Origin of the sequence: Amycolatopsis sp. CA-126428, assembly GCF_002904335.1 — a bacterium.
Lineage (GTDB): Bacteria > Actinomycetota > Actinomycetes > Mycobacteriales > Pseudonocardiaceae > Amycolatopsis.
In genome coordinates this window covers 13448-23604 of record NZ_PPHF01000129.1, presented here as the reverse complement: position 1 = coordinate 23604, position 10157 = coordinate 13448, and the positions used below count along the sequence as shown (strand labels likewise).

Sequence of the window (10157 nt, the reverse complement as noted above, 5' to 3'; positions counted from 1 at the left end):
GGACCACCATGACTGCCGACCTGACCACGGGCGAGCGGAAGATCGCCGCCGCCTCCCGCGCCGCCGCCGCCGGGTTCTGGACCACCCTGCTCACCGGCGCGCCGGTGAGCACGTTCCCCGTCGACCGGCCTTCCGCCGGGCGGTCCGCCGCGGCCCGGCTCGCGGCCACGGTGCCGGTCGAGCCCGCCCTCGCCACGCGCCTGACCGCGGTGAGCCGCGGCGACGGCGAAGCGCTGCACGTCATCCTGCTGGCCGCGACGCTGGCGTTGCTGCGCGAGTACTCCGGCTCCGCCGACGTGCTCGTGGCCCGCCCGCCCGCCGGCGAAGCGCTGGCCCGGCTGGTGCCGGTCCGGCACCGGTTCGCCGACGACGACACCTTCCGGTCGCTGCTGGGTGCCCTGCGCACGAGCGTGCCGGAAGCGCTGGCGCACCAGGACTTCCCGATCGAGTTGATCGGCGAGGCGGCCGTGGCCGTGGCCGTCGGCGGCGAGCAGGTCGTGCTCACCGCCGACGTCGTGGCGCACTTCCGGCCCGGCGCCGAGCCGGTGCTGGACGTCCACGCCGACCCCGCGCGGTACACCGCGTCGTCGGCCCGCCGCATCGGTGAGCAGCTCCTGCGCCTGCTCGCCGCGGCGCTGACGGCCCCCGACACCCCGCTCGTCTCCCTCGACCTGCTCGGCGCCGACGACCGCGCGCTGATCGCCGCCACCAACGACACCGGCCGCGAGTTCCCCTCGGACGTCACGCTGCCCGAGCTGTTCTCGCGGACGGTCGCGGCGCGCCCCGACGCCGTCGCCGTCGCCGTCGGGCTCACGTTCGCCGAGCTGGACGGCGCCGCGAACCGGCTCGCGCACCGGCTGCGGGAGCGCGGGGTCGGCCGGGAGAGCGTCGTCGCGGTCGCCGCCGAGCGCTCGCCGGAGATGCTGATCGCGATCCTCGCCGTGCTCAAGGCGGGCGGGGCGTACCTCCCGATCGACCCGGCGCTGCCGGCCACCCGGATCGAGTACGTGCTCGCCGACAGCGAAGCCGTGCTGGTGCTGGCCACGGCCGGCGTCGGACTGCCGGCCGGCGTCGCGCGGCTCGACCTGACCGGGGCCGCCGCGCCGGGCCCGGCCGTGGCGCCCCTGGCACCCGGTGACCCGGGTGACGCGGCCTACGTCATCTACACCTCCGGCTCGACCGGGCGGCCCAAGGGCGTGGTGGTCGAACACCGCAGCGTGGTGAACCGGCTGCACTGGATGCAGCGGGCGTACCCGATCGGCCCCGGTGACGTGATCCTGCAGAAGACGCCCATTTCGTTCGACGTCTCGGTGTGGGAACTGTTCTGGTGGCTGATCGAGGGCGCTTCGGTGTGCCTTCTGGAGCCCGGCGGCGAGCGGGAGCCGGAGGCGATCGTGTCGGCGGTGCAGCAGCACGGAGTCACCGTGCTGCACTTCGTGCCCACGATGCTCGGGGCGTTCCTCGGCTACCTCACCGACGGGTCCCGCCTCTCGTCGCTGCGGCGGGTGTTCGCCAGCGGTGAGGCGCTGGGGGCGCACCACGTCCGCCGCTTCCACGAGCTGCTCGACGCCGAGCTGGTGAACCTGTACGGGCCCACGGAGGCGACCGTCGACGTCAGCCACCACGTGACGGCGCCCGGCGAGGAGGTCGTGCCGATCGGGCGGCCGATCGACAACACCGGCCTGCACGTGCTCGACGAGCACGGGCGGGAACGGCCTGTCGGGATGCCCGGCGAGCTCCACCTCACCGGAGCCGGCCTCGCCCGCGGCTACCTGAACCGGCCCGAGCTGACCGCCGAGCGCTTCCCGGTGGTGGGCGGTCAGCGCGCGTACCGCACCGGTGATCTGGTGCGGCGGCGGCCGGACGGAGCCCTGGAGTACCTGGGCCGCAACGACTTCCAGGTCAAGATCCGCGGCTACCGCATCGAGCTGGGTGAGATCGAGCAGCGCCTGCGGGAGTGCCCGGGCGTGACCGACGCCGCGGTCGTCGTCCGCACGAACGCCGACGGCCAGCCGCACCTGTACGGCTACGTCGTGGCGGCCTCGGCCGGCGAGGACGGCCTGCGGGCCGCGCTCGCGGACGACCTGCCCGGGTACATGGTGCCCGAGCGGATCGTCGTGCTGGAGAGCTTCCCGTTCTCGCCCAACGGGAAGCTCGACCGAGCCGGCCTGCCGGAGCCGCTCGCCGCGGCGAGCGCCCGCGTCGCCCCGCGCACCGAAGAGGAGCGCGTGCTCGCCGGCATCTGGGCCGAAGTGCTCGGCCTGGACGAGGTCGGCGTCACCGACGGTTTCTTCGCCCTCGGCGGGACGTCGATCCACTTCGTTTCGGTGCTGGCCCGCGCCCGCCGCCACGGGCTGGACTTCACCTTCCAGCAGCTGTTCCGCTACCCGACCGTCGAGGCGCTCGTGGCCCACGCCCACGAAGTCGCCGACGGCGACGTCGCGCCCACGGAGTTCGAGCCCTTCGCGCTGATCACGGCCGAGGACCGGGCCAAGCTGCCCGACGGCGTCGAGGACGCGTACCCGATGTCGATGCTGCAATCCGGCCTGATCTACCAGTCGGAGATCATGCGCGGCAACACCAGCTACCACGACATCATCAGCTACCTGATCCGCAGCAGCGTCGACACCGGGGTGTTCCGCGAGGCCGTCCGGGTCCTGGTGGCGCAGAACCCGATCCTGCGCACCAGCTACCACCTGTCGGGCTACTCGGACTACCTGCAGCTCGTGCACCGCGAGACCGGCGAGCTGCCACTGGTCGTCGAGGACCTGCGGGACGTGGCGAACCAGGACGCCTGGTACGAGCGGTGGTTCGCCGAGGAGCAGAACCGGCCGTTCACCTGGGAGGAGCCGGGCCTGGTGCGGCTGCACGTCCACGTGCTCTCCGACGACCTCTACCGCTACAGCTACAGCCAGCACAATTCCGCGCTCGACGGCTGGAGCATCAACCAGCTCCACACCCGCCTGTTCGAGATCTACTACGCACTGCGCGACACCGGCGCCTACACCGGCACGCCGGTCGCGAACCACCTGCGCAACTTCATCGGCCTGGAGCGGCACGCCCTCGGCTCGGCGGCCCACCACCGCTTCTGGCAGCAGGAGCTCGCCGACCGCCCGGACACCGTCGTGCCGCGCCTGCGCGAGCCCGACCCCGCCCGAGAACTGGACGTGGTGTTCGAAGACATCCCGCTGCCGGCCGGGCTTTCGGACCGCGTTCTGGCGCTGGCGGACCGCCTCGGCGTGCCGGTGAAGAGCGTGCTGCTCGCCTCCCACGTCCGGGTGCACGCGCTGCTGTGCGGCGTTGCCGACGTGCTCACCGGCTACGAACACGCCGGGCGGCCCGAACTGCCGGACGCCGACCGCGCCCTCGGCGTCTTCCTCAACAGCATGCCGTTCCGGATGCAGCCGGCCCCGGGCAGCTGGGCCGACCTCGTCCGGCAGGCCTACGACACCGAAGCCCGCACGCTGCCCTACCGGCGGTACCCGATGGCGAAGGTGAAGCAGGACTTCCGCACCACGGAACCGCTGTTCGAAACGGTCTTCAACTTCACGCACTTCTACTCGCTCAAGGCGCTGAAGGAGCTGCCGGAGTTCGCGCTGCTCGACGTGCGCGCCGCCGCGATCACCGAATTCCCGTTGCGCACCGAGTATTCGCGGCACTTCTACACCGACGAGGTGCAGCTCAGCCTGCACTACCACACCGCGGTGTTCGACGCCGAGCACATCCGGCGCATCGGCGGCTACTTCGTGCGCGTGCTCGAGGCGATGACCGCGACACCGGAGGCGGACCACGAGACCACCGTGCTGCTGGGGGCCGAGGAACTGGCGCTCGTCGAGGCGTTCGCGGCGGTGGACGGGCTGACCGTGCGGGACGCGCACGGACTGCCGGTCCCGGTGGGTACGCCGGGGGTACTGCCCGACGGGCGCCGCGGGCGCCGCCTGCCCGACGGTGCGCTGGAGGTGGTGACGCCCGTGGTCGCGGCCGAGCCCGCCCCGCCGGCGGGTGCGGAGCCGGTCGCGTCCGGCGCGGCCCTGCGAAAGGTCCGGGAAGTGTGGGCCGATGTCCTGGAGCTCGACGCCGAGACCATCCGCACCGATGACGACTTCTTCGAGATCGGCGGCAGCTCGCTCGCCGCGATGCGCGTGGTGCTGCTGCTCGACGGGCTGGTGACGCTGCGGGAGGTGATGCGCTGCTCGCAGCTGGGCGAGCTCGCCGAGGCCGTCGACCGGGTGTCCGCCGCGGAGACCGGGCTGCTGGTCCCGCTGTCGGCCGTGGCCACACCGGTCGCGCACCTGGTGTGCGTGCCCTACGCGGGCGGCAACGCGGTGCACTTCAAGCCGGTCGCCGACGCCATGCCCGCCGTCCACCCCGGCGTCGCCGTGCACGCGGTCGAGCTGCCCGGCCACGCCCCCGGGTCCACTGTGGACGACCTGCGGCCGTTCGCGGCGATCGCCGCGCGGGTGGCCGACGAGATCATCGCTTCGCTCAGCGGCCCGGTCGTGGTCTGGGGCCACTGCGTGGGTTCGGCACTGGCGATCGAAGTCAGCCGCCTGCTGCGGGACCGCGGCCGCGCACCCGCGCACCTGTTCCTCGCGGCGAAGCTGCTTCCGCAGCCGGCCGAGATCCGGGAAACGCTGGCGAACGCCGAAGTCCTCAGCTTCGACGACGTCCGCGGCTTGCTCGCCGAATGGACGGGCTCCGACTCCTACGGCGACCTCGGCCCCGAGTTCGAGCAACTGCTGACCCGCGCGTTCCGGCACGACTCCCTGACCGCCAACGGCTTCCTGCTCGCGGCGGACGCGCCGCCGCTCGACGTTCCCGCGACGGTGGTCGTCGCCGCCGACGACCCGGTGACCGAAGGCTTCGCCGAAAACCACGTCGAGTGGGGCCGCCGGGTCGCCGGAGCCGGCTTGCACGTGCTCCCGGACGGCGGGCACTACTTCACCCGGACCCGCCCGGCCGACATCGCGGCGCTGGTCGCGGCGAAGGTCGAGCCGTGAGCGGCGGGCGGGGTCCTGCGCCCCGGTGCCCGGGATCGCCGCCGGGCCCGGGCACCGGCCACCGGGGTGAGCACCGCACGTTCGGCAGCACGCACGCGACCGCAGGGAGGACCTTCTCTTGAACACCACCGACGCCGCACCACGCGGTCCGCTGGCCCGCTTCCTGGGACCCGTTGCCGGGTCTCGCGGGGCCGTCGTCATGCTCGCGATCGGGCTCGTCGACTCCACCGGCACCGGGCTGTACCTGGCCGGTTCGGCCGTGTTCTTCACCATCGCCCTCGGCCTCACCGCGGCCCAGGTCGGGCTGGGCCTGTCCGTCGCGGGCCTGCTGGGCCTGGTCGCGCAGCCCCTCCTGGGCTGGTGGGCCGACCACTGGGGGGCCAAGCAGGTCCTCATCGCGCTGCACCTGTGGCGTGCCCTGAGCTTCGCGCTGTTCGTGGCCGTCGGCGACTACGCCGGGTTCGTCGTGGTCGCGGCGATGATCGGCATCGGCCAGCAGGCGCTGTCGCCGGTCTACCAGGCACTGGTGGAGCAGGTCGTCGGCGAGGACCTGCGGGTGCCGGTGATGGCACGCAGCCGGGCGGTGTACAACCTCGGCTTTTCCCTCGGCGGCCTGCTGGCGGTGCTCGCGATCGCCGCGGGCACCCGGCTCGCGTTCGACGTCGTCGTGCTGGCGAACGCCCTGTGTTGCGTCACCGCGGCCGTGTTGCTGCTCCGGGTCGCGCTGGTCGCGCAGGGTGGCTCCGCGCGGAAGCCGGGCCTGCGCCTGCGTTCGCTGGGCGACCTGCGCTATCTCGCCGTCGCCGCGGTGAACGGGGTGCTGAGCCTGCACGTGTCGCTGCTCGGCGTCGGGGTTCCGCTGTGGGTGGCATTGCACACCCACGCCCCCGATGCGCTGGTCGGCGGCCTGCTCGTGGTCAACACCGTGCTGGCGGTGCTCCTGCAGGTGCGGGCGTCGAAGGGCGCGGAGACCACCGAAGGCGGCCTCAAGGCGTTGCGGCGCGGCGGGTTCGCGCTCGTGGCGTGCGCGGCGGTGTTCGCGTGCGCCGGGCTGGTGACCTCGCCCGTCGTCGCCATCGTGCTGCTCGTGCTGGGCGTGGTCGCCCTGACCGGCGGCGAGCTGTTCCAGTCCGCGGGCGGGTGGGGCCTGTCGTACGCGCTCGCGCCGGACCGCAACCGCTCGGAGTACCTGGCGACGTTCAACCTCGGGATGAGCGCCCAGTTCGTGCTGGGGCCGGCGGCGGTGACGGTCGGGGTGATCGACCACGGCCTCACCGGGTGGGTGGTGCTGGCCGCGGTCTTCCTCGCGGCCACGCTGGTGGCCGGCCCGCTGGTGACGCGGGCGGACCGGCGGTCGCTCCGGTCAAGCCCGGACGGAGTCGCGCCGGCGTAGCGCTTCGGGTGCCGGTGCGGCGAGGTCGGCGAACAGCGGCTCGACCGACCGCGCCGCCGAGAGCCGGTCCGGGTCGAGGTAGGCGGTCACCACCGTGGTGTCGCCGGGGCAGGCCTGGACCCGCCCGTCCGGGCCCCACACCGCGCTGCCCCCACAGGCGGTCCAGCCCCCGGTGGCGCCGGTGTGGTTGGCCGGCAGGACGTGGACGGTGTTGTCCAACGCGCGGGCGGGCAGCCAGGTCCGGGACTCGGGGAAGCCGTTGCCCACGCTGAACAGGGCGCTCACGGAGTCATAGCAGATCCCCAGCCCCAGTCGGCACCTTCCCCGACGCGGCGCCGTTCGACCAGCTGCAGCCCCACCGCGCGGTCGCCGACGAGCCGGTGCTCGGCGGGCAGTTCCTTGACGGGTTCGATGTTGTGAGCCGAGACCGCCACCAGCAGCACCTGCGAGGCCGGCAGGTCGGCGCGGGTGACGAACAGGTTGCCCGCCGGCGCCCGTTACGGCTCCTGCCATGGAACGCTGGCGTTACCCACCTGCGTCGGGACCACGCCGGTGTCGGCGATCTCGGCCGACGCGGCTCCCAGCCGGCGATCCGCCGGGTCGCCGACCTCGTCCGGTTGCCTGAATCGGTGCTACCGGGGCAATCGAAGCCCGGGAGGGTCCACCGTGAGCTGCGGCGTCGACGAGCTGTCGACAGATTGTCGACGGACTCCTCGATAGTCCGAACGTATGGATGAGCCATCGGCACAGGCCGGATCCGCGGCCGGAACGGCGGACCTGCTCCGCGCGGCCCGTGCCGGGGATTCTGCGGCATGGGAGGAGATCGTCCGGAGTTACGGCGGTCTCCTGTGGGCCACCGCACGGTCCTTCCGGCTGCAACCCGCCGACGCCGGTGACGCGGTCCAGCTGACGTGGCTGAGGTTGATCGAGAACTGCGGCCGCATCGAAAACTCCGAACGCCTGGGTGGCTGGCTGAAGACCACGGCACGCCGGGAATGCCTGCGGATTTCCGGGCGGGCCACGCACCTGGCGGACAGTGCCGAACCGGCAGGCGATTCCGCCGATCCGGTCGGCAGCCTCGAAGACCGGGTGATCGATGCCGACACCGCGCGGGCGATCCGCGCCCTCGTCGAGGAACTGCCGCCGCGCTGGCGGACTCTGATCCACGCGTTGTACATCGGCGTCCCACGGTCGTATTCGGAAATCACTGAAGCCCTCGGCATTCCCCTCGGCAGCATCGGTCCGACGCGCACGCGTGCCCTTCATCGGCTCCGGGCCATGATCGAGGAACGTGGGCTCGATCTGGCGATGGTCTCCTAAACGGCCTTACCCACCGGCACACCCGCGTCCGGTTCCGCCTTGTCGAGCTTGAGCCGCCGGAGCAGTGGCCCGGTCATGATCGTCGTCACCAGGGTCATCGCCACGAACGCCGCGAACAGGCCGGGTCCGATGATGCCCAGGGACAGCCCCGCGGAAACCACCACGAGCTCGGTCAGGCCCCGGCAGTTGACCATGACGCCGAGTCCGGCGGACTCCCGCCAGGTCAGTTTCGTCAGCCGGGCGACCAGCGTCGTCGCTCCCAGTTTGCTCACGATGGCCGTGACGATGAGCAGTACGCACATCAGGATATCCCGCGGGTCCCGCAGGAGAGCGACCTGCAGGCTGAATCCGATCACCGCGAAGAACAGGGGAAGCACGACGTTGACTCCGCGTTCGACGGTGCGGCCGAGGTTCTGTGCCGTCCTGTTGTCACGCGGCATGGCCAGGCCGATCAGGAACGCCCCGAAGATCACGTGAACGCCGATCCAGTCGGTGATGTAGGCGCCGGACACGGCACTGAGCAGGACGACCGCGGTCGAGCACCGGCGCAGTGCGGTGTTCTTCCCGGCCATGGCCAGGAAATGACGGAGTGCTGGGCGAAGGACGATCAAGGTCACCGCGGCGAACGCGACGAGCAGCGCGGCGGTCGGGATGGCCGCAGCCGCCGAATCACCGCGGGCCGTCGCGACGACGACGACAAGCAGGCACCACGAGACGGCGTCCCCCGAGCCGGCGGTGGCCAGGCCGAGGGTGCCGATCCTCGTCCTGGTCAGGTCGCGTTCGGCGAGGATCCGGACCAGGACCGGGAATGCGGTGACGCTCATCGAAGTGCCGATGAACAGCACGAACGGCAGGAGACCCACCCCGGCCGGACGATACGTTCCGGCCAGGCCCGCGCCGAGCAGGAGCCCGCAGGCGAGCGGTACGCCCACCATGCCGGCCGCCAGCGCGGTCACCCGGCGACCCGAGCCACGCAGGAGTTCCAGCGGGAGATCGGCGCCGAGCAGGAACACGAAGCAGATGATCGCCAGCTGGGCAACCAGGCTGAGGTGCGGTATCAGGTCGGCGGGGAACAACGCGCTCTGCACCTCCGGCGCGAACTGGCCGAGCAGCGCGGGGCCGAGGAGGATTCCTGCCGCCATCTCGCCGACCACCCGGGGTTGGCGGCCGCCGGCTGCGACCCAGCCTCCCACGCGGCCGGCCGCGACGATCACTGCGATCGCGACGAGGAAGCCGACGATGCGGGACCAGCCGCCGTCCCCGAGCTTTCCCAGTTTCCCGACCGCGGGAACGGCGTGAACCATGCCGATGGTGATCAGCGTCAAGATCACGACGATGGCTGCGAGGGTGCGCGGTGGCGCACCGCGCCGCAGGTAGCCGGATTCCTTCATGGGTCGTTCGACTCCTGAGTGCGGCTTGAGGGGACCGTTCACCGATCCAGCCGAACGGCCATTGTTCAGCTGGATCGGGCGGTTCCGGCGATTACTGCAACGACCGGTAGTCCTGTCCGGCGAATATCGGACTGCCGGAGAGGAGCGCGCCGTCTTCGTCGGCAACCTCCAGATGGAAGGCCGTCGGCCCGGCGTAGGAGAAATGCGTTCTGGGAACCTCGAGGTCGTGCGCCCGGTTCCTGTCGTAGGTGCTCTCGCTGTCGAAGAAGCGCATGACGAACGCCATCCGGGTGTCGATGGGGCCGTCCTCCAGCAGGACGCTCCGGTGGATGACGTTCTTGTCGAAGATCAGGGCGTCGCCGATCTCGAAGTCGTCTTCCACGGAGAAGTAGTCCAGTAGCCGCTTCATCGCCGGATCGTTGAGCGGGCCGTCCCTGAGCTGGACGAACTCTTCGAGTGTGATGTCGTCTTTGGCGTCGACATGCTCCTTCAGGAGGCGGAACGATGCGGGATCCACGTCGGAGTACATGAAGTTGCCGGAGATCACGTTCTTGGGGACGTAGGCCATCCCGCCTCGCTGCCCTGCCGAGTCGATCGGCGCCAGCGGCGCCCAGATGGTGCAGCCGTAGTCGTCCGCGCGCTGGTAGCCGAAGCTCTGCGTCCCGATGTGCCAGGGGAAGCCCTTGTCCTTCAGCTTCCGCAACTCGAACGAAAGTGCCTGCGCGAAGAACATGCCGCGCCCGGTCAGGCGGCTCATCGAAGTCCTGAATTCTTCGCACGTCAGCAGGGAGATGAGTTTCTCGTCCCCGTCGTACATGTCGAACGCCAACCTGTTGAACCCGCTTTGGTACTTGTCGGTGGGTCGTTCGAGAATTTTCCCCATGGTGTGCTGCAGGTAGTTCGTGAAATCTTCGCTGTAGAACCCCCTCAATACGGCGAAGCCTCTCTCCCTGAATTCTTCAACCTGAGTCTGGTCCAGGTGAAATTGCTTGTCGAGCACTCTGCGTCTCCCATCGCGAGGCCTGTCGAACGCACTCTTCACCATCAAGAGGA

General features: G+C 71.1%; 7 protein-coding genes. 3 read left to right on the top strand and 4 right to left on the bottom strand.

The features are described 5' to 3' along the window. Window positions 1-8: 8 nt before the first annotated feature. Together C2L58_RS31340 and C2L58_RS31335 are read left to right on the top strand one after the other, a co-directional pair. Window positions 9-5000: a non-ribosomal peptide synthetase gene (locus tag C2L58_RS31340; RefSeq protein WP_103341281.1), complete on the top strand. Its 4992-nt coding sequence runs from the start codon at window positions 9-11 to the stop codon at window positions 4998-5000. Window positions 5001-5118: 118 nt separating this feature from the next. Continuing rightward, entirely contained in the window at window positions 5119-6393 is a 1275-nt protein-coding gene (locus tag C2L58_RS31335) for an MFS transporter (protein WP_103341280.1), read from the top strand. On the opposite strand, the gene C2L58_RS49975 is transcribed toward C2L58_RS31335, so the two are convergent. Together C2L58_RS49975 and C2L58_RS49970 are read right to left on the bottom strand one after the other, a co-directional pair. Next, window positions 6364-6678: a nitrilase-related carbon-nitrogen hydrolase gene (locus C2L58_RS49975; protein WP_199191535.1), complete on the bottom strand. Its 315-nt coding sequence runs from the start codon at window positions 6676-6678 to the stop codon at window positions 6364-6366. The two genes, C2L58_RS31335 and C2L58_RS49975, sit on opposite strands and share 30 nt — an antisense overlap. Next, on the bottom strand, window positions 6675-6827 hold the full coding sequence (locus C2L58_RS49970; RefSeq protein WP_199191534.1) for a hypothetical protein: 153 nt from the start codon (window positions 6825-6827) through the stop codon (window positions 6675-6677). Before C2L58_RS49970 ends, C2L58_RS49975 begins: the two co-directional genes overlap by 4 nt. A gap of 295 nt (window positions 6828-7122) precedes the next feature. Between C2L58_RS49970 and C2L58_RS31325 the strand changes: the two genes are divergently transcribed. Beyond that, the gene (locus tag C2L58_RS31325) at window positions 7123-7713 is read left to right on the top strand and encodes an RNA polymerase sigma factor (protein ID WP_103341278.1); all 591 of its coding nucleotides are present in this window, start codon (window positions 7123-7125) and stop codon (window positions 7711-7713) included. On the opposite strand, the gene C2L58_RS31320 is transcribed toward C2L58_RS31325, so the two are convergent. Continuing rightward, window positions 7710-9269 (bottom strand): cation:proton antiporter, encoded by a 1560-nt coding sequence (locus C2L58_RS31320; RefSeq protein ID WP_146073716.1) that lies wholly within the window; start codon window positions 9267-9269, stop codon window positions 7710-7712. The two genes, C2L58_RS31325 and C2L58_RS31320, sit on opposite strands and share 4 nt — an antisense overlap. Then, window positions 9196-10104 (bottom strand): hypothetical protein, encoded by a 909-nt coding sequence (locus tag C2L58_RS31315; protein ID WP_103341276.1) that lies wholly within the window; start codon window positions 10102-10104, stop codon window positions 9196-9198. Before C2L58_RS31315 ends, C2L58_RS31320 begins: the two co-directional genes overlap by 74 nt. Between the last annotated feature and the right edge of the window lie 53 nt (window positions 10105-10157).